Here is a 26,978-nt window from a genome sequence, read left to right on the forward strand (position 1 = left end):
CAAGCAGGTGGCGAGATTTGAACTCGCATAAAAGCTTTACAAGAGCCTCATGTTGCCAGTTACATCACACCTGCATTTTTGGTGGCGGGGGCAGGAGTTGAACCTGCTATGAAGAGGCTTATGAGACCTCCAAGCCTACCCAGGCTACTTCACCCGCGATGTCACCAAATACCCCTGACTGGCATCGAACCAGCACTAACTAGATCCTAAATCTAGCGCCTCTACCAATTGGGCTACAGGGGCAAAACCGATTTGATATTTGAGATTTAATAAAACCTCATACCCCTGACAGGACTCGAACCTGCAAAAAACACTCGTTCTGAGCGAGTGATGTTTTCCAATTACATCACAGGGGTAAAGTCGGGATGGTTGGATTTGAACCAACGACTCCATGCTCCCAAAGCATGGCTTCTGGCCGCTGAATTACATCCCGTTCATGCTCCTAGTGAGACTCGAACTCACACTCAAAATAAAACAGATTTTAAGTCTGCCGCGTCTGCCAATTCCGCCACAGGAGCAAGTAGAAACTTGTTAAAAATTTGGTACTCCTGGTGAGATTTGAACTCACACAACACAATTTTTGAAATTGCGGCCTCTGCCAATTGGGCTACAGGAGTGTAATCGATCTGCTTTGGTAATAGCAGAACTGGGAAGGCAGGGATCGAACCTGCATTTTTCCGCTTTCAAAGAGCGGTGCCATACCGATTAGGCGACTTCCCAATAATTGGGTGCCGGGGTAGGCTTTGAACCTACAAAAACTCCTATTTCAGAGATAGGCGACTTTACCAATTTGTCTACCCGGCAATTAAAAAAATGGCTGCCCCAGTAGGACTCGAACCTACAACCTAGCGGTTAACAACCGCTTGCTCTACCATTGAGCTATAAGGCAACGCAATCCCCCAAGTCAGTATCGAACTGACGACCTCCTGCTCTTCAGACAAGCGCTCTACCAACTGAGCTATCGGGGGAAAACGGAGAAGGAGGGATTTGAACCCTCGACGGCTGTTAAACCGCTCTTTCTTAGCAGGAAAGCGCCTTAAGCCACTCGGCCACCTCTCCACAGCGAGAACGGAGGGATTTGAACCCCCAAATCTTCAGTTTCGTAGACTGAAATGTTATCCAGTTACACCACGTTCTCAAAATTGCAACTGCATATTAAATTCAGTTACAAATGGGTCGGGCTGGAATTGAACCAGCAACGCTTTAAGCTACTGTTTTACAGACAGCTACCCACGCCAATAGGAGGGCCGACCCAGTTTGGAAGTGCTGACGGGAGTTGAACCCGCAATCACTTGGGTGAAATCCAAGCGGCTTAAACCATTTGCCTACAGCACTATCGATTTTAGATTTTAGATTTTAGATTTTGGATTGCTCTTTGAGATTTGAGATTGCTCCTGCGAATAAATAGGAACAGAGGTTAGGGCGGGATTTGAACCCGCGAAAATCGGTTTTGCAGACCGACGCTTTGAGCCACTCAGCCACCTAACCTGGGAGTCCCGACGAGGTTTGCACTCGCAATCTTCACGCCAGAGAGGGAGACGGCTTGACTTTTGCCTACGGGACTTTGACCCCCGCCGAAAAACGGATACTTGCTTTCCGACAGGAGGTGTGGATTTTAGACCAAAGTTCCAGTTCCCAGATTCTTCTCCTGTGGAGTAAATCTAAAATCTAAAATCGACTGACGGGAGTAACGAGACTTGAACTCGCAACCTTTCGCTCGACAGGCGACTGCTCTGACCGATTGAGCTATACCCCCGCGAAAATGAACAATATTCTGTCCTTGAATTACTCAAGTTGGGACAGGGTGGCGGTTGATTCCGCGTACTACAACCCGATCGGGCTTTTGTTGCCGGAGTCTACACCGCCGATGTCCACAATTATGTGACACGATTAACTTCCTATTCAGTTTTCAAGGTTCATATTGCTAGTGGGGTAAGGCTTTGAAGCTCTTTCCCCTTCGCCATACATTTATACTACATTGTGTATTACAAGACTGTCAAGGGGGTAATACAACTTTTTTTTAAATTGGGTTTTTTAAAGGGGTGTTGATCGCTCCCACCAACCCTCTGCGTTCCCCCAAATCCTTATATATCAATATTTTTGCTGCTAAACAGAGGTTGTGGCGCAAGGTAAATCTGATGCTGAAGCTGTACTACACTCCAATTGCTCTGAATTCTCGCCGTCGCGCGAGGTGGCTCTTCTGGAAAATGCGATAATCAGCTTTTAAATATCAAATACTACAAATCAAACCTTGTCTGAATTGCCCTTAACTCCCGTGTCCGCAACCATACAACCCGATCGCCCAAACCTTCCTCACTGGCTACACTCCTTAGATACCTGTCCGAGTACCAACAGTTGGGCGATCGCCCGCGCGGCCCAACTCCACCACGGAGATGCAGTATTTACAAAGCGACAAACCAGCGGGCGCGGCCAACACGGGCGCACCTGGCACGCCCCAAGCGGTGTCTTGACTGTTAGTTTTGTTCTCGACAACCTCAACCCCACTCTGTTGCCAGGGATCAGTTTAGCAGCGGGTTTAGCGGTGATTTACGCGATCGAAGATTTGGTTCCCGACTGTCGCGATATGCTGCGCCTGAAATGGCCAAACGATGTCTGGATCGATCGCCACAAATTAGCGGGAATTCTCTGCGAAGCTACTTCCAGCAATGTTTTTGGCAAAACTCGCGCCGTTGTGGGAATTGGACTCAACCGCTGCGTAGATTTCGCGGCTGCAGGATTGGATGAAAGGGATCTGGGCAATGCGGTAAGCTTGCATTCTATTGCTAGTACAGTACCAGATGAACTGTGTTTGGTCGATCGACTGCGGCACTATTTACTCGAAGTAGCGGATATGTTTTCTATCACAGACAAGCCAGCCTCCAAGTCCGGTTTAACGCTACTTTTGCCGGAATTGCGCCGCCGCGATGGGTTGATTGGCTGCCCGGTGGCGATCGAACTTGCGTCGGAAACCATCTACGGACAAGCCGCCGGCATTGACGGATGCGGCCGCTTGTTAGTATGCTTGGCGGGCGATCGAATACAAGCCTTTACCTCTGGGCGAGTTAGATTAATTTAAGAGGCAGTTGTCAGTGGGCAGTTGTCAGTTGTCAGTGGGCAGTTGTCAGTTGTCATTTGTCAGTTGTCATCACTCAACGCCGTCAGCAGTTAACAGTCAACAGTCAACAGTTAACAATGCCCCATGCCCCATGCCCCATGCCCCATGCCCTATTTCAATTTCAATTGATCACCTCAAATACTACCAATCTGCTCAGCCACAACGGTTGATTGGCCTCCACACCTTCCGGACGACCCTTAGTAGAAGCAACTTGTATTCTGTTGCCATTTATCCCTTGTCTAACCAAAATATTTTTCACATTTGTCGCCCTTTCCAGTGCCAACTTTTGATTTTCTACCCGAGTGCTTTTAAAATCGCTGTAGCCAACTATCCTTAAATTCTTCGTGCGATTTTTCTCCATATATTCCTTGACTTTGCTAAGCTTTTCTGCTACATCTTTCGCCTCCAAACTTGCCGAGCCTGCACCGAAATACACGCGAACTGGCATTATTATCTTTGGTGGCGGTGGAGTTCCTATTATCACTGTATTTGTTACAGACTTCACGCCCGGAATTTTCTCAAAAGCTTGAGTTATTTTCTGAGCATCTGGCACTTTGCTTACGCTGCCTGCAACGGCGACTTTTCCCTCTGCATAGCGAGCCGAGATATTAATGCTTTCTACTTTATTCAAAAGAGCTGCCGTCCGCTTGACATCGGCTTCTACTAAAACTGGATCGGGAGGTACTTCAACGGCTATAATTTTATTTTCAATTCTTGATTGTGGAGCCACTTGCTGAGCGATTTTTTCCGCTTTCAATCGCAGATTTTGATTTGGCACTCGGCCCGAAATCTGCAATAATTTATCTTTAACATCGGCCGCGATACGATAAACCGATAACTCTGGAGCAGATTGTAATGCTAAATTCGTATCTGCTTCTAAGCTCGCTTCAACTGCGCTGCGGTATTGATGAATTCCCCAAGGTACGCCAATTAAACCTAACGCTGCCAAACCGATAATTGGTAAAATGGGAAGTTTAGAAGATTTAACTTTTACATCTGTATCGATTAATTTTTGCAATTTCGAGTTTACTTCGGGTGGTACAGTTGCTGGATCGCCGTTAAATGACCGAATTTGATCTCCGTATTCTTGAACAATATTGTTGAATATCGCTCGCATTTTGTACTTAAACCACTGGCGGGTTTCTCCTTGCATAACTACTGCCAGATAACACGATCCCGCTACTTCCAATACGATCGTAGATGTGCCGTATTCGATAGCATCAATCTCTGCAATATTTCCCGACTGAGAGATGCAATCGTTGACAAAAGCCCGAATAGCAGTCAGCATCCCCGCTACCATATCTGATTCTAGCTGTTCGCGTTCAGACTTCTGCACTGCTGAAATTACTAAGCCCGATTGTGTTTGAATTAAAAACACAGCTTTAACACTCAGTGGTGTTGTTTCTTTTATCAGCAATTCTGCTTCAGAAATTCCCTGTAATTTGGCTTTAATTTTGCGACTAATTCCCTCTGGACTTAAAGATGCTTCGAGTTTTTCATTAATCTCCCGCATCATCTCGGCGATGTATTTTAAAATCGTGCTGCCGATTATCGGATAAAGTGCATCCGACATTGCTTCTCGCTTGAGATGAATTTGCTGTTTGATAGCGGTGGCCATTTCCGGCGCGATCGCCATGGCAATTTCATCGGGCGATTCACTGATTCTGTGGCTGATTCCCACAGTCAGAGCCGGCGATATGGCTACTCCCATCGATTGTCTATTTTCTCGGCTTTTCGTATTAATTATTTCATCAATTATCGGAGCTATGGTTTCGACAAATGATTTTCTAGACTCATTAATTGTTTGGATCATCATTTCGGGAAAGATGACTTTAATTCTGGCAAGTAATTCTTCCCGATCGCCTCCCCATTCCGCATCAGTAATTTTGCGATCGAGTTCGCCTACTTTATCGTTGAGTCTGTAATTATAACTTACAACTTCATCTAACAAAGGCAAAATAGATTCGATGACAGACTTTTGCAGTTGGGCGTGATGGCTAACCATCAGCTCGTCAATCAAAGGTTTCAGTAAATCTGTAAACAAGTCTGTCGATTCATAAATCCGGTGTTCGATCGCTACAATCTTTTGTTCGATTTTCGCGAGTCTTTGATCGATCCTTTTATTCTGAATGATGGCATCGACAGCCGGGGCGATCGCAGATTCTATCTCTAGCTTTGCTTCCCCGATGTTTCGAGACAGCATTTCTACAATCACTGGCATTATTCTTGCCATCAACCCTTCTATCTCGGCTAAAACTTGCTGCTGAACTTCGACAATCTTAGTTTCATTATTTAATATTTGTGCTGCAATACCGCTGTTTTGAAGAGCTGTGTTGACACCAGGTGCGATCGCCTCTCTCACCTCTAACTTTGTCTCCTCGATTTTCCGGTTCAGCGACTCAATCATTAAGGGCATTAACCTTGCCATTATATCTTCCGGCTGAGATTTTTGCTGTCGCTGAAGATTATTTAGTCTACTTTCTACGTCGCTCAATTTTTCTTGAACTTCTCTTTGAAGAATTGCTGATTCTATCAAAGGTTCGATCGTCGATGCTACTTGTAATTTTGATTCATCGATTTTCTGATTCAGCAAATCAGTGATGGCCGGCATTAGCATCGCCATTATCTCTTCAGGCTTCTGAGTTGGCGACTGTTGTGTAGCCAGTCGCCGTTCGATGATGCTCAATACTTTTTCTTCTATTTCTACCCAAGCTATTCTTACCTGTACTGAGGGGGTAACAGCTTCTACAATCTCTGACTTTAATTCACTAATTTTGCGGTTCAGCAATTCGGTAACTACTGGTACTAGCTGCTTGATTAAATCTTCCGGTTGCTGCTGGTAACGCTGCTGAATATTCGCAACTCTATCTTCAATTCTTACTACCTGTTCTTCAAGTCCGTTTTGATTGTGAATTACTTGATTGACTTTTGGTGCGATCGCTGAAGCTACCTCTAACTTAGACTCCTCTACCTTACGCTTGAGCAGCTCGCCCACCACCAACATCACCCGTTGCATTAACTGTTCTGAATTCGGCAGTTGCTGCTGGTTGAAGTTAGCAATTTTATTTTCCAAATCCGCTATTTTTGTCTGCAATTCGAGCTGATTAATTTGATCGCTGCTAGCGAGTTCGCTCGCCTTTTTTAATTCCGACTTCAACCCCTCTAATTCATCTCTCATCAACTCAGGAATTAACGGCTTCAGTAAAGTCATCAACTCTTGGGGTTCAGACATCAACTTCTCAAAATTTTCTAATCTTTGTTCCACGCTCAAAACATTACTGTAAAATTCCGGTAAATCCCTTTCAAACAGCAGTTGCTGCAACCGCTTAAACTCTTCTACTGCTTGTTCTAACTCTTCCTCAGACGGTGGATTTTTTTTTGCTATCTTCCTGGCTACAGATAAATCGGGTTCCTCATTATTGTTTTCTCGTCTTTGAGATGGGATCTCTTCCTCGTTAGTTAATACTTCGGGTATAATACTTGGTGATTCGATCCTAAAAGACAATTGTTTGCGCCGATTTTCCTCATTCTCCAATCGCTGAATAGACTTTTCCGCAAGCGGTAACTTCAGCTCGCTTGGTTCTTTTTTTGATTTTTTTAATAACTGGAATTCAGTCAGTATGGTTAGCAATTCCTGTAGTTGCTCTCCAGCTTTAGAACTTGCCTGAGTTGCATCAGAAACCTCTTTTTCTGACTGATATATTTTGCCTGAATTATCATTAGATGCTGCCATACTGCCCTACCCAAACGTGATTTTGATCGACCGAAGGAAATTACCAGCTTGCTTGCCGCCTCACCCCAGCGAAAATCAATAGGAATGACACAATTTTTCCAAGCGTCAGGCGTACTAAAGCTATCGCCTTATTTTAACTGCTGTTCTGCGACTAGCCAACTGAGCCGCCAACTGCAATGCTGCCTTCATGCTGGAGGCATCTGCAATCCCCTGACCTACAATATCAAAAGCTGTGCCGTGATCCGGAGATGTGCGGACAAAAGGCAAGCCAATTGTAGTGTTGACTGCTTTATCGAAAGCCATCAATTTTACTGGAATCAACCCCTGGTCGTGGTACATTGCCAAGTAACCGTCGTGAGCTTCCTTGGCTAAACCGTACCAAACTTTAGCCGGTTTTACCCACAGGGTATCCGGGGGGACTGGCCCGTCTAACTGCACTTGAGGAAAGCGATCGCGCTGCGTTTCCAACCAAGGTATCATCCAGTCTTGCTCTTCATTTCCCAGTTTGCCATTTTCGCCGCTGTGAGGATTTAAGCCAGAAATCGCAATTTTCGGTCTTTCCAGCCCAAAATCTTCCCGCAAACAGTTTATCAGTAATTCTAGTTTTTCACTCAGTAATTCGGGACTCAACGCATCGGGGACTTGACGCAGGGAAATATGTGTGGTAGCGAGTAAAGTTACGAGCGTCCAGCCACTGTGGGGAGATGTGGCGGCAAACAGCATTCCGAACCGCTGCGATTTTGCTCTTTCTGCGAGGAGTTCTGTTTGTCCGGGATAATTGTAACCGGCCGCCTGCCAGCAAGTTTTGGAAATCGGGCCTGTCACGATGGCGGAGAATTCGCCGGCGATGGTACGGGTGATCGCACTTTCCATGTAAGCAAAGCTAGCAGCCCCGCTAGCTGCACTCCCGACACCGGGGACTATTTCGCCCCACTTGCTGTCTGGTTCAATATCAATAATGTTTAATGTTTCGGGATTTGCCGCTTCTGCTGCTGGATTGCTCGATCGCAACTTATCGTAAGTTTGCTGCAAAACTCTCCTAGAGCCTATAACCGTTGCCATCAAGCCAGCAGCGGGATCGGCCAATGCCTTGAGAATCACTTCCGGTCCAATTCCCGCCGGATCTCCAAGAGTTACAGCTAGTTGTGATTCCCGATCGAGACTCAAGGCAGTTTTCTCCAACAAAATACAGCAATTTCGGCACTGAAATTTTAGCATTCATGTACCTGGTTGCCCCAAATTATATTATCTTTATTTAATGCGATCGCCCAATTGGACTTATCAAATCATGAATCCTGAAATTTTCAATGCAGCCTTTTTGTCCTTTTCCCTAATTTTCGTAGGTATAGGTGGAGGCTTCCTCCTGCTCAAATTGCAAGGCGGCGAAGAATAAGTTTTTTTCAACCAATCCTTCAGAAGCCTTCTACCTTCTGCCTTCTAGAGTCTACTTGCTGCCGAAAGTCAGCCTTCTGCCGAATATCTCAAGCCTAAAATGAGAAAAATTCAGGTTTTTGTTAAGTTTTTATAAAAAACTTAACAAAAACCTGATACCATCTTATTGAAAGTTTAAGATTCATAATTAATCCCTAGATGACTTTATTGATTTTAGGTGCCACCGGCACTCTCGGCCGCCAAATAGCTCGCCGCGCCCTAGACGAGGGCTACCAGGTGCGCTGTTTAGTCAGAAGTTACAGAAAAGCTGCATTTTTGAAAGAATGGGGCGCTGAACTCGTACCGGGGAACCTTTGCCAGCCAGACAGTCTGCCTCCGGCCCTAGAAGGCGTCAGTGCTATTATCGATGCAGCAACAGCCAGTGCAGCCGATTCTGTCAGCATTAAAAGAGTAGACTGGGACGGAAAAGTATCGCTGATCCAAGCAGCAGCAGCAGCAGGCATCAAGCGTTACATATTCTTTTCCTTTCTCGACGCTGAGAAATATCCCCAAGTCCCCTTGTTGGAAATCAAGCGTTGTACCGAACTGTTTTTAGCAGAATCCGGTTTAGACTACACAATCTTGAGACCTTGCGGCTTTTTGCAAGGACTACTGAGCCTGTATGCAATGCCGATTTTGGACAATCAGGCAGTCTGGCTGCCCAACAAGCCATCCGCCCTTGCCTACATGAACACTCAGGACGTTGCTAAATTTGCCGTCCGGGCCCTTTCAGTTCCTGAAACCGAGAAAAAAAGCTTTCCGGTGGTGGGAAATCGCGCTTGGGATGCTGACGAAATCGTGCGGTTGTGCGAACGGCTGTCAGGGAAGCAAGCTAAAATTACGCGCACCCCAGACGCCTTGTTGAAGGCTACTCGTCAATTTGCTAAGTTCTTTCAGTGGAGTTGGAACGTAGCTGACAGATTGGCTTTTTCAGAAGTTTTGGCAGCCGGAAAACCCTTGAAAGCTCCGATGGATGACGTTTACAGTGTCTTCGGACTCGACCCCAAAGAAACTACTACTTTGGAGTCTTATCTCGAAGAATACTTTAATCTGATTATGAAGAAGCTCAAGGAAATAGAGTACGAGCAGCTTAAGACTAAAAAACGGAGTAAACAAAAAATGCCCTTTACATTTTAAAGTGCCGAAAGCTGGGATTATATACAACGACGTTAAACCTGTGGCTTGTCGCATCGCCGCAGAGTTGGAAGACAAGCTGACTGCCCGCGGCTGGGAGGTTTGCTCGGTTTCTGGTTCAGGAGGAATTCTGGGCTATTCTAGCCCCGATCGCCCCCTGTGCCACACTCAGATCGAACAACTCGTCCCCCCCGGTTTTGACAGCGACATGGAGTTTGCAGTGGTTTTGGGCGGCGACGGTACGGTGCTGTCGGCATTTCGCCAAGTTGCTCCGATTGGAGTGCCGCTGCTGACTGTCAATACCGGTCACATGGGCTTTTTAACAGAAACTTACCTGAACTTGCTGCCGCAAGCTTTGGAAAAGGTAATCGCCGGAGAATACGAAATAGAAGAAAGATCGATGCTGGCGGTGCGGCTGTTTCGAGAAAACGACTGCCTCTGGGAAGCTCTTTGTCTCAATGAAATGGTGCTGCACCGGGAACCGCTGACTTGTATGTGTCATTTTGAAGTGGCGATCGGTCAGCACGCCTCTGTTGACATTGCCGCAGATGGAGTCATCATCGCAACTCCCACAGGATCGACAGCTTACGCCCTTTCTGCCGGTGGGCCTGTCATCATTCCGGGAGTGCCGGTGTTGCAGTTGCTGCCTATTTGCCCGCATTCAATGGCTTCGCGGGCTTTGGTGTTTTCCAACACCGAGCCGATCAAGATTTTGCCGGCTAGTCCGAACCGCCTGGTAATGGTGGTAGACGGGAACGGCGGATGTTATGTTCTGCCTGAAGATTGGGTGCAAGTCGAGCGAGCTCCGTACCCAGCCCGGTTTATTCGGGTGCAATCTTTTGAGTTTTTCCACATTTTGCGGGAAAAATTGGGCTGGGGCTTGCCTCACATTGCTAAACCGAGTTCGGTTGAGTTGCCTTGATAGTTGTTGTTGACACTCCCCGACGATCGAGGTACGGGGATTGTTGGCTCAACCAGTTGGCTTGCTCGTAGATTTCGGCATCCCCACTAGAATCTCTTGTCCGTCCGCTTTATCGACTTGTTAGACCATGTATCATAAAACATGAAGAATCGGCACTGATTTGGCGATCGCCTGCTTTGAGGGTTGTTTTATTGTTCCTCTTCAAATGCGCCAAGAGCATCATCGAACTTGTTGATAATGTCGAGTAATTGTGATACGACGCGATCGAAGACTTTTTTGCGCTCTAATAGTTTGGGTTTTTCGTTACAGGCATTTAGAATTGTCTCGCGTAATGGTTCTTTGCCTGAGAATTTATAGTCGGCGATCATTTGGTTGACCGCTTCAAGTTTCAGATTTTCCTTGAGACAGAGTTGGCGCACGGCGACCGTGCGTTCTTGGTTCCAGAAGTTTTGAAATACGGTTTCGATCGCCTCTTCTGGCTTAATTGTGGGCATCTGTTCGTCAATGAATTTTTCAATGAGATCCCGTTTACTGCGTAATTGAACCTCTTGCCCAACGAGTTCGAGAATAGACTCTTTTCTCTTCTGATAGTCTTCTTCCGTGGTTTTGGTATTTTGTTGGAGTTCTCCTAGGAGTTTAAGAATGTAGGAAACGTTGATTTCGTCGCGTTGAATGAGTTCTAGTTCAAAATCAACTTCTTCAATGATGGAGTCTTTTTCTTCCTCTTTGCGCGATCGCGTTCTGTCGTAAATGTCGAGGTACTTGCTCTTATAATCTTCAAAGGTCTGTTCGTCCATGTTCAGGTCAGTAAAATTAAACTCGGTGAAGGATTTACTGACGTTTAATAGACGGATGAGATTACGAAAGGCTTTGACAAATTCCACTTGATCGTCTTCGCTGATCAGTTTATTGACATCGTTGGGGATAGTGGCGATCGTCCTCAATTCCTGCACACCTTTATTAAACGCTTCAATGTAGTGTTCGTAGGGTTCGATGAAGATTTCTTCCTTGGCGTTGGCATCGGAGAAGAGGGCGACGGCTTGGTCGGTGTTTTCTTTGAGGTTACGGAAACAGACGATATTGCCTTGGGATTTGAGCTCGCCTAAAATGCGGTTGGTGCGGGAATAGGCTTGAATGAGTCCGTGATACTGGAGGTTTTTATCAACGTAGAGGGTATTGAGCTTTTTGACATCGAAGCCCGTGAGGAACATATTGACGACTAACAGAATATCGGCACGTTCTTGATCCTGAGCGTTTTCCCGATCGCGGTCTTTCATCCGCTTGGAGATGTCTTTGTAGTAGGTGTAGAAGGCTTTGCTGTCTCTGACGGAATGTTGGGTTTGATAGAGGGCGTTGTAATCGTTGATAAATTCGGCGAGTTTGTCGCGGCTATGGGAACTGTTGCTGGTTTTTAAATCAAAATCGGGTTCGCCGATTAAGCCATTTGCCTCTTCGTCGTCTTCGTTAATGCTGGGGGTGAAGATCGTAACGACTCGCAAGTCATGTAAACCCTGTTTTTGTTTATTTTTAAAGGTTTCGTAATAGGTCAGTAAGCTATCAATATTACTGACGCAGAGCATGGCGGAGAATTTTTTATTGTGGGTTTTGCGGTTATGGTTTTCTATGATCCAATCAACGATTAGGGAAATCCGATCGGGGTTTTCAAAGAATTCGCGATCGAGTTTGGGTTCGGTGATCAGGCTGCCGTCTTTGCGCTTGATTTTTCCCCAATATTCAACGGAGAATTTAAGCACGTTTTCATCGGCGATCGCATTAGTGATCACATACCTATGCAGACACTCTTGGAATAAATCTTTGGTGGTGCGTTTGCCATAGGCGTTACTGGCGGCGTTGTCGGCGAAGATGGGTGTGCCAGTAAAGCCAAACATTTGGGCGTTGGGGAAGAATTTGACAATATTTTTGTGGGTTTCGCCAAATTGGGAACGGTGACATTCATCGAAAATAAAAACGATACGCTGATTCCGCAGGGGTTCCATGACAGATTCATGGCGAGGGTTTCGGATGGCGTTATTCAGTTTTTGGATGGTGGTGACGATGAGATTGCTGTCGCCTGTCATCTGATTGACGAGTTCTCTGGTGCTATCGGTGGTATCTACGCAGTCGGGGCTGAAGTGGTTGAATTCTTTGCTGGTTTGGTAGTCGAGGTCAGCGCGATCGACCACAAACAGCACTTTATGGACTTTGGGGAGTGCGGTGAGGATTTGGGCGGCTTTGAAGCTGGTGAGGGTTTTGCCTGAGCCTGTGGTGTGCCAGATATAGCCGTTTTTGTCGGTGGTTTTGACGCGCTCAAGGATGGCTTCGACGGCATAGTATTGGTAGGGACGTAGCACCATCAGCACTTTGTCGGATTGGTGCAGGACGATGTATTTGCAGATCATTTTGGAGAGGTGGCATTTCTCCAGAAAGGCCTTGGCGAAGTCTTCGAGTTGGGTGATTAGGTTATTTTCTGCATCTGCCCAGTAGAAGGTTTGTTTGTATTCTTGTTTGCGGTTGTTGGCGTAGTAGCGAGTATTTACGCCGTTGGAGATGACAAAAATTTGCACATATTGAAATAACCCAAAGTCTGCACCGTAGGAGTGGCGTTGGTAGCGGTTGATTTGGTTGAATGCTTCTTTTAGTTCGAGTCCTCGGCGTTTGAGTTCGATTTGGACTAGGGGCAAGCCGTTAATTAATAAGGTTACGTCGTAGCGATTTTTGTATTTGCCTTGTTGGGCGATCTGGTGGGTGACTTGGTATTGGTTTTGACACCAGTGTTCGGTGTTGAGAAATTCGAGATAGGTGGGTGTACCATCATCACGGATGAGGAGCATTCTGTCACGGAGGCGATCGGCGCGATCGAAGACGTTGCCTTTGTCGAGGTGGTTGAGGACTCGCTTAAATTCTTCGGGACTGAGTTGGGTTTTATTATGTTTTTCGAGTTGGGCTTTGAGATTGTTTCGTAAATCTTCGGCGTTGCGGATGGTGACGGGTTCGTAGCCGAGTCCCGTCAGGCGCTGGATTAGATTTTGTTCTAGTTCTTGTTCAGATTGAGTCATTGTTTAGAAATGATATAGTCTGACGTAGTTATTAAATGATAGCAGTGTTGTTTTTATAAAATTCAACGAGGATATGGGTGTCACACAAAATCATTGGTTTTCTTCACCCCATGCGTCTCTGCGAATGTTGTCTAAGGTGATATTTTTCCCCTCCCAAATTCCGGCTATGGCGAAAAAGTATTGATTTTGCTCAAGGGGTATTTCGGGTTGTTTTTCTTGTTGTCGATGGGCTTGAAATTCCAGAAATTCGATATATTCAATAACTTTATTGCGCTGTTCGGGGGGAAATTGTTGGATTTTTTGAATAGCCATTTCTAGGGTTAACATGGGTTTCTCCTTGGTTAGTTTTGGTAAGATTTTAACGATTTACACAAACATTTTTTGTAGTAAGCCTTTTTTGAATTGTTCGGTTAAATCAATTTGTTTGGCAACGGCTTCTATCTTTTTATCGATCGCTGTCAAAAAATCAGTTATTTTTGCTTGTTCTTCAATAGTTGGATAATCAAGAGTAATATCTTGAAAGAATTCAACAACACTCATATTTAGTAAGCCATGATTACGTGCGCCTTCTTGAGCAATTTTACTAAGTTCATGATTTAGAAAGCCCCCCTCAAAGTATTTCTCGTAGAATTGAGCTTCAACCTCATTTTTAGTTGAAAAACAAATGTAAAGAGTAGACACTACTCCTTTTTCGTAAAATTTGAGTCGTTTAATTGCTCCCATAGGGTAGCCATTAGAATAGCTTTTGTTATATGCAAAATCACCACGTTTCAAAAGATAGTATCCAGTCAAGTCGTCAGCCGAAACAGATTTATTAAAGAAATCTCTCTGATTAATTAATCCATGCTGTGCAGAGATGGTAAGAGTATTTAAATTATTCTCTTTGTTTTTTCTTGTGATTCTTTCAAATACTTGACTAAACTTTTTCTTCTCCCAATCAGGGAACGGCTTCCCGTCATCGCTCTTCAACCGAATTTGTTGAGAAAAGATTTTCTGCATTACGCCCTGTTTATAGGTTTGCAGGAGTTTGTGCTTGCAGCGCAGTTGGGTGAGGCGGGTGTCTACTGCCTCCAAAAAACTCGCAATCTTTTTCTGTTCAGCGATCGAGGTGAGAGAAACTTTATACTGTTTTATTAATCCCGCTGATAGATTCTTTTGTGATCCATCATTAGACAGTAATCTCAATTTCTCATATTCTTTTGAAAGGAAGTAATAAATAAATTCTGGGCTATAAGCATCGAATAGAGTTATAGCTGCACAGGCTTGATTCGTTGTCGCTTCAATGCGTAAAATTGAAACCTGACCGCGAGTTTTTCCCTGACCATACATGGCTATAAGGATTGTATTTTTTTTGAATAGTTTTGCCGAGGAATTTTCTAAACCTTTTCGTGTAATTTTTTCGACACTATCAAATATTTCAGCTTGACTAATTTCACTGGTAGTAACCCAAGGAATATCTCCATTCCAGTAAGTAGATTCGGTTCTACTAGGTGTTCCACCTGATGATACTGAAGCAATTTCTTCAATTGTCGAAATCTTCCAATCTCCCTCAAACTCAGGAAATCTCAACTTAGGGACTGTTTTATTTGCCTTCTTACTCATAACGGTACCTCAATCCCCAACTCCTCACAAAACCCCCGAATCAGGCGATCGTTCTCCTCCATCGCCCGATCCATCGATCGCAACTCCAAGGCGATCGCCCCCAAATCAATCTCCTCCTCCTCCTCAAACGTATCCACATAACGCGGAATATTCAAATTAAAGTCATTCTCTGCAATTTCCGACAACGGCGCACAATAACTATATTTTTCTTCTTGTAGGCGATCGCGATAAGTCGCCACAATCTTATCCACATCCTCATCCTGCAAAAAATTCTGATTCTTTGCTTTCTCAAAATTCGCACTCGCATCAATAAATAAAATATCGTTGGGATGCTCGCGACACTTCTTAAACACCAACACGCAAGTGGGAATACTCGTGCCATAGAAAATATTTGCAGGCAATCCAATCACCGCATCCAACCAATTGCGCTCATTGATCAAATACTTGCGGATTTCCCCCTCCGCCGCCCCTCGAAACAAAACCCCGTGGGGCAACACCACCGCCATTGTTCCATTCTCATCCAAATGATGTAGCATATGCTGCACAAACGCAAAATCAGCCTTGGAACTCGGTGCTAACCGCCCATACTGACTAAAGCGATCGTCCGACTCAAACAGCTTATTCGCACTCCAATGTGCCGAAAATGGCGGATTTGCCACTACCGCCTCAAACCGCATACCCTCATGCTGCGGATGTTCCAGCGTATCCTCTTGCCGCAAATCAAAATTCCGATAATGCACGCCGTGCAAAATCATATTCATCCGCGCCAAGTTATAGGTTGTTCGGTTCATCTCCTGCCCGTAAAAATCCCCGACAGACTCCACCTCTCGCGCCACCCGCAACAACAACGAACCCGATCCACAAGTCGGATCGTAAACAGACTTCAGCCGTTCCTTCCCCGTCGTCACAATCTTCGCCAACACCTTAGAAACCTGTTGCGGCGTATAAAACTCCCCCGCCTTCTTTCCCGCCCCACTGGCAAACTGCCCAATCAAATACTCGTAGGCATCCCCCAGCACATCACTCTCGCTATCCTCCAACCGAAAATCAATCTTATTCAAATGCACCAAAATCTTCGCAATCAGCGCATTCTTCGCCTTCGGAGTTCGCCCCAACTTCGTCGAAGTTAGATCCAAATCCTCAAACAAATGGTCGAAATCCTCCTCACTCTCCTTCCCCATTGTCGATCGCTCAATGCTATTGAGCACCTGAGTCAGATCGTCCAAAATAAAAATGGAACTCGCTTCCAACTCCTCATCACTAATCTCTTCCTCCTCCGCCTTATTCCCCAAAGCCCGCTTTGCCAAAGCACCAAACAACTCCGACGGCTTCAGAAAATACCCCAACTGTGCGATCGACTCTTCCTTGATCGCCTCTAAATATTCCTGCCCTTCTGCTGACGATTCATCAATCCCCAGAAAATCAATCTTATCCTCCGCCAATATGTCATTAGCAAAAAGATACTGCCGCTCCGACAGATATTTATAAAAAATAAACCCTAAGCAGTAATCCCGAAACTCATCAGCATTCATCTTGCCCCGTAGCGAGTCGGCAATATTCCAGAGTTGAGTTTCTAATTTTTTCTTTTGTCCGTTTTGCCCGTTTTGTCCGTTTGTCATTTATTTCTCGTACTTGGCGGTCGCTAGCATCGCCAAAAAGTATTGTCCGATCGGAGTATAGACCCTAACCAGTGTCTAAACATTGAAATCAGGTAAAGAGGCTTTACAGGAATCCACTCACCCTCATCTCCAAACCCGTAATTCTGCGGCAAGAAAACCTGAAGCTTTTGACTTCGATGGGTTTAAGGGGATAAAGTGGTCTAACTTATAATTGTATCGCAGTTGCGGTACAATACTGGATAAAATCGAATACTACCGCAGCTTGATGATGTATGTCAACCCGTTATTACTCCCCATCGGAATCTCCTTTCCTCGATCGAGTTCGCCGCACGATTCGACTCAATCACTTAAGCCGTCGCACTGAAAAAAGTTATCTATATTAGATTTTAGATGAGAGTCGATCGAACACTCTCGGCGATCGGTGCATTATGATAAAGCAAGCAGCGATAAAGTCTCATCTTCATAAAATAATTCGATCGCCTTGAACTCCCGACGCAGCAAATTTTCAATTTGCAATGTCGAACAGTTTCCAAGGCGAAGCCAAATAACTTTCGGTGGATTCCCAAATACTAAGCTCAGGTCGTGCATATCCGCGTCTTTCGAGACAATCATCAAATTATTGTCTTTTGCATAATCCCAAACTATTGGGTCGATCGTTGCTTTCATGCCCACATCTCGAACGTGAAGCGAATTTGGAAAAATATCGCTCAAACGATTCGGCAACTTGGGCGACAAGTTTTCATCAAAAAGTAATTTCATGCCGATAAGGTGGCGGTCATAAACCGACGCTCGCGGTCAGCAGCATAAGCAATGCAGGCTTTTAAATCTTCTCGCGTCAAATCGGGAAAATCGTCGAGAATTTCTGCTTCGGTCATCTCGGAAGCCAGGTACTCAAGCACTTCATAAACCGTAATTCGCAAGCCGCGTACACAAGGCTTACCACCGCGTTTATTTGCTTCGATCGTGATGTGGTTTCGGTAGTTCATAGTTGGAATTTTTGAGAATCTCCTCGTTTGATGTTTGGCGAAAAGATTGGATATACTAGCTTGTTGCATGGGTGCGCGATCGAATAATTGTATTGCAGTTAGGGTACAATACTGGATATAATCGAGTAATACCGCAGCTCGATCGTGTGTGTCAACCGCTTCTTAATTATATTTGAGATTAGAGTCGATCGCACACTAGGGCGATCGCCAGAACCAAAACATTCATCAGAACTTCTTCACGCACGAATAACTGTAACGGTTCGCCCCATTGGTGTCAGATGAATTTCAGTATTCAGTCGTTCTTCTAATTCGATCGCATTCTCGCGTCGATCGAATATCACCAACCACCCTTCATCTTGTCCCAATCGAGCCAAATATCCATCTAACTGTTCCAACCCTTTACTCAACGGATCGACTTTCCGAGTTCGCCAAACCTTCAGTTCAATTCCCAATGTAACCTCACCATAACGCAAACATAAATCCATTCTGTCGCGCCCGATCGCATATTCTCGCTCCAACGTTCCCCCACCATTAATCACCCGATGCAGAAACGCCATCAACACTAAATGAGGGGCAATTTCGGGGTAAGACGCACTTTTGAGTAACGGTTCGCCATGCTGTAGCCAAAACGCGAGAAACGCTTGCAGGAGTGCATCTGGTAGTAGTTCGCCGCGATCGTTCAACCAACTCGGACGGATAATCGGTAAACTATCTTGCGGCCCTTGCGCCAAAACTCGCGGCAACACTTCTCGATAAATCGGATTGGCGATGACTAAACCCCCGGCTGGATCTCGTTTGAGCAAGCCCAAATCTACGAGGTATTGGCGATCGTCATTAGAAGATTCTGGCAATTCTCGTCCGGCTAGCATCGGCTCGATAATGGCTTTGACTCGGTTTTCTCGCAGTCGTTCTGCCAAACTATCTAAATGCGTATCTTGTCGTTTTATGAGAATTTCTTTGGCTTCTAAAATATGGTCTGGTGTAATTTCTATAGATTCATCTGTTACTAATTCTTCTACGATTTCCTTAGCTAAAGCATTCACTAACCAAGGTTGTCCCTGAGTCAGTTCAAAAGCTAAGGCTACGGCTTCAGGTGTAAAAACTTGTCCGGTATCTTCGGTATGTTGTGCGTAGAGTTCGGCGACTTCTTCTGCATTAAAATCTCTCAGAGTAATCGATCGCACTTTAATATTAAACGGACTGGATGTATTGAGTCGATCGCTTCCCCCCGCAGCCACTTTGTAATCGCGAACATCCCGCAAACCAATTAAACCCACCGATTGCGGAAACGCTTTCGGGCGATTGGGATAACCATCGCGTAATTGGCGCAGAATAGAAATCAAAGCTTGGTCTTGCAGTGCGTCAATTTCATCGATGAAAACCACCAAAGGACGAGGAGAAGATTGTGTCCACAGGCTGAGTACCTCGCCGATTTGCTGTCCCGGTTCCGATGAGGGCCAAGCAGGCGGCTGCAATTCTGGGGGAAGTCGAATCGAAATCGCCCGTCGCCAAGCACCGAGAATGGCATCCTCTGCACCCGCGATGTCTTGACTGAAGGGTGCGCCCACTTCAACTGACAGCATCACGGCGGTGTATTGTCCGCTTTCGGTGAGTTGTTTGGCTAACGCCAGCATAGCGGTGGTTTTCCCCACTTGCCGGGGTGCATGGATGACGAAATAGTTGCGTTGAGCGATTAACCTTTCTAACCTTGGTAAGCGTACCGTGGGCGACAGTGCGTAATGAATGTCTTCTTGGCAGGGGCCAGCAGTATTGAACCAACGCGGCATAGGTCAACTGGGGCGAATGGGGCTGCTCTCAGTTTAGTGTACTGTTGTTGGAATGGCGTTCTAGTTGTTAAGCGGGGGTTTGTATCGACTCTCCGACCCCGATGAAACTCTCTCAGAGCGAAAGTCCTGCTCGATTCTTGATTCATAGAACGGAAGAACCCCAACGGCCAACTGCCAAAGTTTCACTCTTCTACCCGATCGCCCAATTCCGCTAAACGAGTGCGAGACTGCCACCATTTCGGCTGCACTTTGACAAATAACTCCAAATATACTTTGCCCTCAATTAACTTTTGAATCTGTTCTCGCGCCGCACTGCCGATCGACTGTAAGCGGAAACATATAACTCAAATGAGTGACACTCCAATGTGTGAACTCACACAAGTTTCACTATAAAAAGCGACTGTGAAGCCATCGAAGACAGCAGTTATACCTGAAATATCAAATGAAAACACTCGAATGCACAGAGGATTCCCATCATGTTTACAGAAGAAAAAACTCTCAATAATCAAGCTATCGCTGTCGTCGCCGATACTACTTCTCCATCAACTCTTGCAGTTGCTGAAGCGTCTGGACTGATGAAACCTACTTTAAAACGGGGTTCTACTGGTCCAGCCGTCAAAGAACTGCAACAGCTTTTATATCATTGGGGATATTATTACGGTTTTGCGATCGATGGTATTTTCGACACCTATGTTGAAGATGCCGTCAAAGACTATCAACACCGCGTCTTCTTAGCTGAAGATGGGATTGTCAGTCCTCTAACCTGGCAAGCACTATACTCTGGTGCACCTGTGAATATGCCGACTCTCATGACTGGTAGTTCAGGTAATGCTGTCAAAATTGTTCAGAATGTCTTGAAATTGAATGGATACTATTTCGGTTTTGTTGACGGATACTTCGGGGTTATGACCAAAGTAGCGGCGATCCAGTTCCAAACGATTAAGGGTTTACCAGCCGATGGAATTGTCGGGCCGAGAACTTGGCACGCTTTGAGCAAGTTACCGCACTAAACAACGGTATATCTCACTGGTATAGGACTTACGTGCCGACTCTAATTGTAGGGTGTGAAACGCGCACCTTACAACTACAGGTAGTGTAGTTTATCAGTTATTGCGTAAGTCCTGTTAGTTAAGCTTTAATCATGTATGAGGTTAATCAAATGACACATTCTGCTATCCTTGAAGCTCCAGCAAATTCTTCTGAACCCGGACAAGAGCTGGCTGAATTTTTGCAGGAAGATAATGGACACTACTCGGCAATGCGAGCGATGAGTTTTATTGCACTAATTGCAGCAATTGTGTTTGGCACAATCACAATAACTAGCAAGAATGCTGATGGCAAATACATTACAACTTCTTTTTTAGTTGCTGCTTTTGCCCCAAAAGCTGTTCAAAAGTTTGCAGAACGTCCTTAAACAGTTGACAATTGACAGTTGACAGTTGCGGGCGGAGTTTTTAGGACAATTATTTAAACTGAACTTCTGCCTGCGAGGGGAAGTTCAGTTGTAAAATCTCTCAACGATCGCCCTTATTTGCTCCATCAGTTTGCTTTACTCTTCCACCCGATAGCCCAATTCTGCCAAACGAGTACGCGACTGCCGCCACTTCGGCTGCACCTTGACAAATAGCTCCAAATATACTTTACCTTCAATTAACTTTTGAATCTGTTCGCGGGCCGCACTGCCGATCGACTTGAGCATACTGCCGCTTTTACCGATTAAAATACCTTTTTGGGAATCCCGTTCGACGTGAATTGTCGCCAGAATGCGAGTAATTTTTGCTTCTTCTTGAACTATGTCGATCGCAATTGCTACCGAATGCGGCACTTCTTCCCGCGTCAGCAGCAAAATCTGTTCCCGAATCAATTCGCCCATAATAAAGCGTTCCGGCTGGTCAGTCACCAAATCTGGCGGATAATAGTAAGGCCCAACCTCCAAATGTTCGATTAACAATTGTTGCAGCGGCTCGACACCCTCGCCCGTGAGAGCGGAAAATTTCACTACAGGCCACTCAGGATTGACAATTTGCTCGTAAGTTCGATCGATCAACACGGAATCCTCCGGTTGTTCGTCCAACTTATTCATCCCCAAAATCACCGGAACTTTGCAATTGCTGAGAATTTCGACAATATATCGATCGCCTCCTCCCGATTCCACCGAACCATCCACCACAAACAGCACCACATCCACCGACTGAATCGCTGTGCGGGCATTCTGCACCAAAACCTTGCCCAATTGGTGGTGCGGCTTGTGAATTCCAGGAGTATCTACAAAAATAATTTGTGCTTCCGGTGTCGTGAGGATGCCCCGCAGCCTGTTACGCGTCGTTTGAGACACCGGCGAAGTAATCGCAATTTTCTGTCCCACCAACTGATTCATCAGCGTTGATTTGCCGACATTCGGGCGTCCGACTATACCCACAAAGCCCGATTTGTAACCCGCCGGAGCCGCGGGAACACCCATAATGTCCGATACGTCGATAAATTTACTATCTTCCACTAAAATCACCTATTTTCAAGCCCCTTCTCTGTCTATTGTCGCCTGAAAATACTCAAACGCCCATCGATGCACTCTAGCATCTTTCTCGCCCTGGTATAGCGCGCCACACTCAAACCTCGATCGAGCCGCTTTCCCAGTGTTAAAACGTGATACGCGATCGGCAAAACTTGATATCTGAGACAAAATTTGATAAAGTTCCAGTGACATCGATCGAAAATGAATCATTCTGGTAAAACCGACTCCCCAATGCTGTAACAACTTCAGATGTGTAAATATCTAACTCAACTGAAACTTTTCTACAGTTTGTCAGGCAAACCAGTTTTAACATTTTTGAAGATGTTTGGTAATAAATTAGGTAAGTTGAACTAAAACTAAAAAGCTCAATATCATGAGGCGCTTTCTCAATAAAAGCTAGTGTCTTTTGAGCATACCTAAATTACTGCTAATCGTCATAAAGTTGAGGAGATGAATCAGATGAAATCGAAATTATTTTGGAGTTGCTGCACCGTTTTGGTAGCAAGCTTGCCTGTTCCCGCATTGGCTCAAACAAGCCCTCCCACCAGCCCTCAAGCAGGTATTGACTACAAGGGTGGCTCGAAGAATTACCAGTTAGTACCGGGCCGAATCCAGGACAGAACGTTGCCCAGAGCATTTGACTTTCCAATTATTACCAATGTTGGTACTGACACTAGCATCACCTCGGATTTTCTAATTACCGATCAGTTTCGCGCCCCAGCGGGTCGTACAGAATACACCGGAGCTCTCACCGCATGGGCAGCATCAATCAGAGAATGTCTCGCCAAACAACCACTCTTGATTCGAGCCAGCACTAAGAACCCGATTCAGATTAATGGTAAAGTAGGCACGATTGTCAGAAACGCAAATAACCGTGCAGTTTGCAAATAAGCCAGCAATATCACAGGGGCTAAATTGACCGTAATTGCTGTAACGGCGGGTTCACCAATATCTCCCATGCAAGCATCGATACAGTAAACCCGTCACCGCAGCGATACTGGGGTCAATCGAAGCCAGTTGATATAACTTCCGCTATCTTAAAGATAAAAACTAGAGAGTGTTTTTGAACAAAAAGAGCAATAGGTTTTCTATTGCTTTTTTTGTTGGCGAAATTTCAATTAATATCTATTAGGACTTATATGATATCGGCTGAAACGACATCATATAAGAGGTTTGTAGTGAGGAATGCAAGTCCTTATCAAAGTTTAAGGACTTGCATTCCTCACTGCAAACGACATAATTACGCAGAAACCAGATTTTTTCCAAAAAATCCCGTGCAACCCGATGGATATGGATTTTAACACCTGGTTTATCAAAGTTTGTCTCCGTAATTCACGATTTAGTAGCGCAAAATTCATGTGTACTCAGTAAAATTTCGCCATAATCAGGAATCCAAGCTAGCCACTGTTCTTCCGAACATTCACACAACAGCCACGCTTCGTCAAAGCTGAATGCGGTTGGCGGATTGAACAATTTAACCCACATAGAAGGAGCCAATTTTGGTGCAGGTACGGCGCAGCCAAATTTTTCCCAGTCGCGGACACTGGCGAAGCTTCCGGGCGTTGATTGGGATTGCCAAGTACGAATATCTGTTTGCAGTTGCATAATTACTCCTGTCTAGCTAAGAGTCTGCACCAGAGCGCGGTTGAAACAACGCAGAGCGAAGGCGCAGATAAACTTTGATTATGTAGTCTATGTTACGGAATTATCTATGCGAATGTGTAAGGTTGTAGCAAAAATTTACAATCGAGAGGAAAAAACTGGCTCAAAGCTGAAAAGCTCGATCGGCTATTGTTCAGCTCGGCAAAAATCGCCTACCATAGCAAGCAACATCTGATTTATTTAAAAAATTCCAACATGAACCCAACTCCAAAATCCCAGTGGAAAACTCTAGACCGCTTTGTAGAAATCAACTCTCGTTGGGTAAAACTAATCGCGGAACATCTCGAAACAACTGAAGGAAAAACAGTAGAATATTGGCGAGTAGAAAGAGCTGATTCAGTTGTAATCTTGACCATTCAAGCTGACAAATTGCTGTTTCCCCCACCGATGTATCGCCCCGGCGTGGCAGAAGCAACCCTAGATTTTCCCGGCGGTCGCGTAGAAGCCGAAGCCACGCCAGCAGCAGCCGTTCCAGCTATAATCAAGAAAGAATTAGGCGTGACAGAAAGCGCGATCGCCCGCATCGAACCGATTAACACCGTCGGCTGGGCAATAAACAGTTCCTTCTCCAATCAAAAACTCTACGGTTTTGTTGCAGAATTGCACCCTACAGCAACAGTAAGCCCTGAACTTATCGGTGCTGAATATCCTATCACCCCAGACGGAATTCGCGACTTGCTTAAAAAATTAACTTGCCTCCAATGTCGAGCCTTACTGCTAGAATGGCAAAATCAAGTCGATTTTAGATTTTAGATTTTAGATTAGGAATTGTTTTCTGAGGATCGCCCATTTTAAATTGCTGAAAACCCAAATCACCCAAACTAATCATGCCTCTCAATAATGAAGTTGCTGTCGAATGCCTCGACGTGACATATCGCCTCAACCGCAGGCATTTAGTAGACAAACTCAATTTCAAAGTGCTGCAAGGAGAAGTTTTAGTATTGCTGGGACGCAGCGGGAGTGGCAAAACTACTACCATGAAATTGATTAACAATTTACTAACGCCAAGCAGCGGCGAAGTTCTGGTCATGGGAAAACCGACAACTCAGTGGAACCCAATTCAACTGCGCCGAAAAATTGGTTATGTGATTCAAGAAATCGGTTTGTTTCCGCATTTTACCGTCGAGCAAAACGTCGGTTTAGTGCCAAAATTAGAAGGTTGGGAGGGCGATCGTATTCAATCTCGCGTCCGGCAACTGTTAGAATTAGTCAACCTCGACCCCCAGCACTTCGCCAAACGCTATCCCCATCAGTTATCCGGCGGACAGCGGCAGCGGGTAGGCGTCGCTAGAGCACTGGCGGCTGACCCTCCGATATTGTTAATGGACGAACCGTTTGGTGCTTTAGACCCCATTACTCGTCTGGAATTGCAGCGAGAATTCGGTCAATTACAGCAGCAACTGGGTAAAACTGTGATTTTTGTGACTCACGGCATTCAAGAAGCTTTTTTGTTAGCTTCGAGAATTGGTTTGATGCAAGATGGACGGTTGATTGAATTGGCAACACCTGATAATTTTCTCAAATCTCACCATCCAGAAGCTCGCGCATTTCTTGAATGTTTGCAAGTAGCTAAATTGGAATGATTTAGCAAAAATTTGATAATATAGTTTTAGTAACTAAGCTGATAATCAAACGATGCACAGTCTTTACGAGACAGACTTCTATGCTTGGACGCAAGAACAAGCCAAGTTACTTCGCAAGTGTCAGTGGAGTCAACTTGACTTGCCAAATTTAATTGAGGAGATTGAATCTTTGGGAAAACAGGAACGTCAAGAACTTAGAAATCGTTTGAGCATTTTGCTGGGACATTTGCTGAAGTGGCAATATCAGCCCCAGCAGCGGAGTCGTAGCTGGCTGTCTACAATTCGAGTGCAGCGGCGGGACACTCATAGACTGATACAGGAGAACCCAAGTCTGAAACCTTACTTGCAAGAAGCTTTCCAAGAAGCTTATCAAAACGGTAGAGATTTGGCAGTAGGAGAAACCGATTTACCTCTCAAAACATTTCCTCAAAATTGCCTTTACAGCTTAGAGGAAATTCTGGATTCTCGCTTCTATCCTGGTGAACCAAGTCCTGAAATAGAAAATGATTTATAAGATTGACAGCAATCAGTAATAACCAAGTACCCAATGATAATTTTTATCAACCGCTATGGCGCTGAGATAATTCAGCGCGCCACTGAACACTTATATTTAGTAACTGTTGCAATTTTTATCGCTATTATTGTGGGGATGCCCCTAGGAATTTTAGTCACAAGAAAACCCAAATTGAAAAAGCCAATTTTGGGTTTTGCTAATATTATGCAAACAATTCCCAGTTTAGCTTTGTTTGGCTTGCTAATCCCGGTGCCGGTATTGGGTGGAATAGGCGATCGCACGGCAATTATCGCCCTCACTTTGTATTCTTTACTGCCCATTATCCGCAATACTTATACTGGTATTGTCGGCGTCGATCCAGCGATTACGGAAGCCGGAAGAGGCATGGGGATGACTGATATGCAACTGTTATGGCAAGTGGAAATTCCCCTGGCACTGGGCGTGATTCTGGCGGGGGTGCGAGTTGCCGCAGTAATTGCGATCGGACTTGCTACAATCGCCGCTGCAATTGGCGCGGGTGGCTTGGGGGTGTTTATTTTTCGTGGCGTTGCTACCGTCAACAATCAGTTACTTTTGGCTGGGGCAATTCCGGCGGCTTTAATGGCCTTAGCTGCGGATTTTGGGCTGGGTTTGGTAGAAGCGCACCTCTCGAAAAGTACCTTAAAAACTATTAATGAGGACTAGAATCCTGGCTACCTTCCGTCAGCGTTGTCACTCTCTGCGAACCAGAAGCATTCGCAGGATTCGCTATCAGATTGCGGATTTCATTTGAGCGTTCAATGTACTCGCGATCGCTCAAAACAGCTTGGCTTCCCTCCAGCGAAATAGCATCGGCCAAATCGATCCAAGAACGGCAACCGCCGTATTCAGGAATGTAGGGAATTTCGCGGCTTTGTGCAAGGCGATAAGCCCGCAGCAATAAAATATAAATTGGCTGAGCTTGTTTCCATTTCAGACGATCGCTGACAAAATTTTCATTCCAAATATGGTACGGAAATAGCGCAGTAATTGCCGGTTCCCAAGCTACCAAAAAAACATCAGTAATCTCCGCCCAACTGCCAATTCTAATCACTTCAGGATGCCAACCAGATTCTACAGTCTTGACTTGATGTGCAAACTCCGGCTTTAATAAACCCGGCTGTTGGTGTTCAAAAGTTGGATACAGCAAAACCTGTTTGTCAGTGACATTGAACTGTCCTGCTTGCTCGCGAATTCCCCCCTTCCGCAACAGCACAATCGTTTGACCTTGTTCCAAAGCATTAACTGCTACATTCCATTCTTTCAGCGCCCTAGTAGTTGATTTCATAGGAATTTAGTTAAGT

24 protein-coding genes, 16 tRNA genes and 1 pseudogene are annotated in these 26,978 nt (G+C 45.3%); 11 read left to right on the top strand and 30 right to left on the bottom strand.

Annotated elements, in window-relative coordinates:
* Positions 1 to 2 precede the first annotated feature (2 nt).
* The 16 genes from QUA10_RS07585 to QUA10_RS07660 form a co-directional block, all read right to left on the bottom strand.
* Positions 3 to 74, bottom strand: a tRNA-Thr gene (locus QUA10_RS07585).
* Positions 75 to 169: 95 nt separating this feature from the next.
* A tRNA-Leu gene (locus tag QUA10_RS07590) sits at positions 170 to 243 on the bottom strand.
* Between the two features lie 37 nt (positions 244 to 280).
* Positions 281 to 356: transfer RNA gene (locus QUA10_RS07595), tRNA-Leu, on the bottom strand.
* Positions 357 to 360: 4 nt separating this feature from the next.
* Positions 361 to 433, bottom strand: a tRNA-Pro gene (locus QUA10_RS07600).
* Positions 434 to 437: 4 nt separating this feature from the next.
* Positions 438 to 518: transfer RNA gene (locus tag QUA10_RS07605), tRNA-Leu, on the bottom strand.
* A 22-nt stretch (positions 519 to 540) separates the two neighbouring features.
* Positions 541 to 617, bottom strand: a tRNA-Leu gene (locus tag QUA10_RS07610).
* A gap of 29 nt (positions 618 to 646) precedes the next feature.
* Positions 647 to 720: transfer RNA gene (locus QUA10_RS07615), tRNA-Gln, on the bottom strand.
* Between the two features lie 5 nt (positions 721 to 725).
* Positions 726 to 804 (bottom strand) — tRNA-Gln (locus QUA10_RS07620).
* Between the two features lie 10 nt (positions 805 to 814).
* Positions 815 to 889, bottom strand: a tRNA-Asn gene (locus QUA10_RS07625).
* A gap of 6 nt (positions 890 to 895) precedes the next feature.
* A tRNA-Phe gene (locus QUA10_RS07630) sits at positions 896 to 968 on the bottom strand.
* A gap of 4 nt (positions 969 to 972) precedes the next feature.
* Positions 973 to 1,059: transfer RNA gene (locus tag QUA10_RS07635), tRNA-Ser, on the bottom strand.
* A gap of 4 nt (positions 1,060 to 1,063) precedes the next feature.
* A tRNA-Arg gene (locus QUA10_RS07640) sits at positions 1,064 to 1,138 on the bottom strand.
* 34 nt (positions 1,139 to 1,172) lie between these two features.
* Positions 1,173 to 1,254: transfer RNA gene (locus QUA10_RS07645), tRNA-Tyr, on the bottom strand.
* A gap of 4 nt (positions 1,255 to 1,258) precedes the next feature.
* Positions 1,259 to 1,335, bottom strand: a tRNA-Glu gene (locus tag QUA10_RS07650).
* 79 nt (positions 1,336 to 1,414) lie between these two features.
* Positions 1,415 to 1,488: transfer RNA gene (locus QUA10_RS07655), tRNA-Cys, on the bottom strand.
* A 194-nt stretch (positions 1,489 to 1,682) separates the two neighbouring features.
* Positions 1,683 to 1,756 (bottom strand) — tRNA-Asp (locus QUA10_RS07660).
* Positions 1,757 to 2,251: 495 nt separating this feature from the next.
* Here QUA10_RS07660 and QUA10_RS07665 point away from each other — a divergent pair.
* Positions 2,252 to 3,076, top strand: a complete 825-nt coding sequence (locus QUA10_RS07665) for a biotin--[acetyl-CoA-carboxylase] ligase (RefSeq protein ID WP_333082048.1) — start codon at positions 2,252 to 2,254, stop codon at positions 3,074 to 3,076.
* A gap of 160 nt (positions 3,077 to 3,236) precedes the next feature.
* Here QUA10_RS07665 and QUA10_RS07670 read toward each other — a convergent pair whose 3' ends face one another.
* Both QUA10_RS07670 and pdxA read right to left on the bottom strand, forming a co-directional pair.
* On the bottom strand, positions 3,237 to 6,848 hold the full coding sequence (locus QUA10_RS07670) for an OmpA family protein (RefSeq protein WP_333082049.1): 3,612 nt from the start codon (positions 6,846 to 6,848) through the stop codon (positions 3,237 to 3,239).
* A gap of 120 nt (positions 6,849 to 6,968) precedes the next feature.
* On the bottom strand, positions 6,969 to 8,066 hold the full coding sequence (gene pdxA / locus QUA10_RS07675) for a 4-hydroxythreonine-4-phosphate dehydrogenase PdxA (protein ID WP_333082050.1): 1,098 nt from the start codon (positions 8,064 to 8,066) through the stop codon (positions 6,969 to 6,971).
* A gap of 70 nt (positions 8,067 to 8,136) precedes the next feature.
* Between pdxA and petM the strand changes: the two genes are divergently transcribed.
* From petM to QUA10_RS07690, 3 genes are all read left to right on the top strand, one after another.
* Positions 8,137 to 8,241, top strand: coding sequence for a cytochrome b6-f complex subunit PetM (gene petM, locus QUA10_RS07680; protein WP_172189541.1), 105 nt, complete (start codon positions 8,137 to 8,139; stop codon positions 8,239 to 8,241).
* A 197-nt stretch (positions 8,242 to 8,438) separates the two neighbouring features.
* Positions 8,439 to 9,416 (top strand): NmrA family NAD(P)-binding protein, encoded by a 978-nt coding sequence (locus tag QUA10_RS07685; protein ID WP_333082051.1) that lies wholly within the window; start codon positions 8,439 to 8,441, stop codon positions 9,414 to 9,416.
* A gap of 1 nt (position 9,417) precedes the next feature.
* Positions 9,418 to 10,335, top strand: a complete 918-nt coding sequence (locus QUA10_RS07690) for an NAD(+) kinase (RefSeq protein WP_333082052.1) — start codon at positions 9,418 to 9,420, stop codon at positions 10,333 to 10,335.
* Positions 10,336 to 10,523: 188 nt separating this feature from the next.
* Here QUA10_RS07690 and QUA10_RS07695 read toward each other — a convergent pair whose 3' ends face one another.
* From QUA10_RS07695 to QUA10_RS07730, 8 genes and pseudogenes are all read right to left on the bottom strand, one after another.
* Complete coding sequence (locus QUA10_RS07695) at positions 10,524 to 13,391, bottom strand: type I restriction endonuclease subunit R (protein WP_333082053.1); 2,868 nt, start codon at positions 13,389 to 13,391, stop codon at positions 10,524 to 10,526.
* Between the two features lie 90 nt (positions 13,392 to 13,481).
* Positions 13,482 to 13,718: a DUF2281 domain-containing protein gene (locus QUA10_RS07700; protein ID WP_333082054.1), complete on the bottom strand. Its 237-nt coding sequence runs from the start codon at positions 13,716 to 13,718 to the stop codon at positions 13,482 to 13,484.
* A gap of 39 nt (positions 13,719 to 13,757) precedes the next feature.
* Positions 13,758 to 14,993 (bottom strand): restriction endonuclease subunit S, encoded by a 1,236-nt coding sequence (locus QUA10_RS07705; protein WP_333082055.1) that lies wholly within the window; start codon positions 14,991 to 14,993, stop codon positions 13,758 to 13,760.
* On the bottom strand, positions 14,990 to 16,612 hold the full coding sequence (locus QUA10_RS07710; protein WP_333082056.1) for a type I restriction-modification system subunit M: 1,623 nt from the start codon (positions 16,610 to 16,612) through the stop codon (positions 14,990 to 14,992). Before QUA10_RS07710 ends, QUA10_RS07705 begins: the two co-directional genes overlap by 4 nt.
* Before the next feature lie 426 nt (positions 16,613 to 17,038).
* On the bottom strand, positions 17,039 to 17,371 hold the full coding sequence (locus tag QUA10_RS07715) for a DUF5615 family PIN-like protein (RefSeq protein ID WP_333082057.1): 333 nt from the start codon (positions 17,369 to 17,371) through the stop codon (positions 17,039 to 17,041).
* A complete protein-coding gene (locus QUA10_RS07720; protein WP_006634608.1) occupies positions 17,368 to 17,598 on the bottom strand; it encodes a DUF433 domain-containing protein in 231 nt (76 codons plus the stop codon). The genes QUA10_RS07715 and QUA10_RS07720 overlap by 4 nt, the downstream gene beginning before the upstream one ends.
* Positions 17,599 to 17,834: 236 nt before the next feature.
* Positions 17,835 to 19,385, bottom strand: coding sequence for an ATP-binding protein (locus tag QUA10_RS07725; protein WP_333082058.1), 1,551 nt, complete (start codon positions 19,383 to 19,385; stop codon positions 17,835 to 17,837).
* A 182-nt stretch (positions 19,386 to 19,567) separates the two neighbouring features.
* Positions 19,568 to 19,714: pseudogene (locus tag QUA10_RS07730) on the bottom strand (GTPase Era); the annotation flags it as partial.
* Positions 19,715 to 19,861: 147 nt separating this feature from the next.
* Here QUA10_RS07730 and QUA10_RS07735 point away from each other — a divergent pair.
* Together QUA10_RS07735 and QUA10_RS07740 are read left to right on the top strand one after the other, a co-directional pair.
* The gene (locus tag QUA10_RS07735; protein WP_333082059.1) at positions 19,862 to 20,395 is read left to right on the top strand and encodes a peptidoglycan-binding protein; all 534 of its coding nucleotides are present in this window, start codon (positions 19,862 to 19,864) and stop codon (positions 20,393 to 20,395) included.
* Positions 20,396 to 20,544: 149 nt separating this feature from the next.
* The gene (locus QUA10_RS07740) at positions 20,545 to 20,799 is read left to right on the top strand and encodes a hypothetical protein (protein ID WP_333082060.1); all 255 of its coding nucleotides are present in this window, start codon (positions 20,545 to 20,547) and stop codon (positions 20,797 to 20,799) included.
* A 135-nt stretch (positions 20,800 to 20,934) separates the two neighbouring features.
* Here QUA10_RS07740 and era read toward each other — a convergent pair whose 3' ends face one another.
* Entirely contained in the window at positions 20,935 to 21,846 is a 912-nt protein-coding gene (gene era, locus QUA10_RS07745; RefSeq protein WP_199292477.1) for a GTPase Era, read from the bottom strand.
* A 51-nt stretch (positions 21,847 to 21,897) separates the two neighbouring features.
* Positions 21,898 to 22,140: a hypothetical protein gene (locus QUA10_RS07750; RefSeq protein ID WP_333086215.1), complete on the bottom strand. Its 243-nt coding sequence runs from the start codon at positions 22,138 to 22,140 to the stop codon at positions 21,898 to 21,900.
* A gap of 216 nt (positions 22,141 to 22,356) precedes the next feature.
* Between QUA10_RS07750 and QUA10_RS07755 the strand changes: the two genes are divergently transcribed.
* Positions 22,357 to 22,788 (top strand): hypothetical protein, encoded by a 432-nt coding sequence (locus tag QUA10_RS07755; protein WP_333082062.1) that lies wholly within the window; start codon positions 22,357 to 22,359, stop codon positions 22,786 to 22,788.
* Positions 22,789 to 23,229: 441 nt separating this feature from the next.
* On the opposite strand, the gene QUA10_RS07760 is transcribed toward QUA10_RS07755, so the two are convergent.
* Positions 23,230 to 23,502: a hypothetical protein gene (locus tag QUA10_RS07760; protein ID WP_333067442.1), complete on the bottom strand. Its 273-nt coding sequence runs from the start codon at positions 23,500 to 23,502 to the stop codon at positions 23,230 to 23,232.
* Between the two features lie 252 nt (positions 23,503 to 23,754).
* Between QUA10_RS07760 and QUA10_RS07765 the strand changes: the two genes are divergently transcribed.
* The 4 genes from QUA10_RS07765 to QUA10_RS07780 all read left to right on the top strand — a co-directional run bounded on the left by QUA10_RS07765 (position 23,755) and on the right by QUA10_RS07780 (position 26,340).
* Complete coding sequence (locus QUA10_RS07765) at positions 23,755 to 24,312, top strand: NUDIX hydrolase (protein ID WP_333082064.1); 558 nt, start codon at positions 23,755 to 23,757, stop codon at positions 24,310 to 24,312.
* 74 nt (positions 24,313 to 24,386) lie between these two features.
* Positions 24,387 to 25,142 (top strand): ATP-binding cassette domain-containing protein, encoded by a 756-nt coding sequence (locus tag QUA10_RS07770; RefSeq protein WP_333082065.1) that lies wholly within the window; start codon positions 24,387 to 24,389, stop codon positions 25,140 to 25,142.
* Between the two features lie 52 nt (positions 25,143 to 25,194).
* Positions 25,195 to 25,656, top strand: a complete 462-nt coding sequence (locus QUA10_RS07775; RefSeq protein WP_333082067.1) for a DUF29 domain-containing protein — start codon at positions 25,195 to 25,197, stop codon at positions 25,654 to 25,656.
* A gap of 33 nt (positions 25,657 to 25,689) precedes the next feature.
* A complete protein-coding gene (locus QUA10_RS07780) occupies positions 25,690 to 26,340 on the top strand; it encodes an ABC transporter permease (protein ID WP_333082068.1) in 651 nt (216 codons plus the stop codon).
* On the opposite strand, the gene QUA10_RS07785 is transcribed toward QUA10_RS07780, so the two are convergent.
* A complete protein-coding gene (locus tag QUA10_RS07785; protein WP_333082069.1) occupies positions 26,327 to 26,962 on the bottom strand; it encodes a DUF1802 family protein in 636 nt (211 codons plus the stop codon). The two genes, QUA10_RS07780 and QUA10_RS07785, sit on opposite strands and share 14 nt — an antisense overlap.
* Positions 26,963 to 26,978: the final 16 nt, after the last annotated feature.

The organism is Microcoleus sp. Pol8_D6, from assembly GCF_036700965.1.
GTDB lineage: Bacteria > Cyanobacteriota > Cyanobacteriia > Cyanobacteriales > Microcoleaceae > Microcoleus.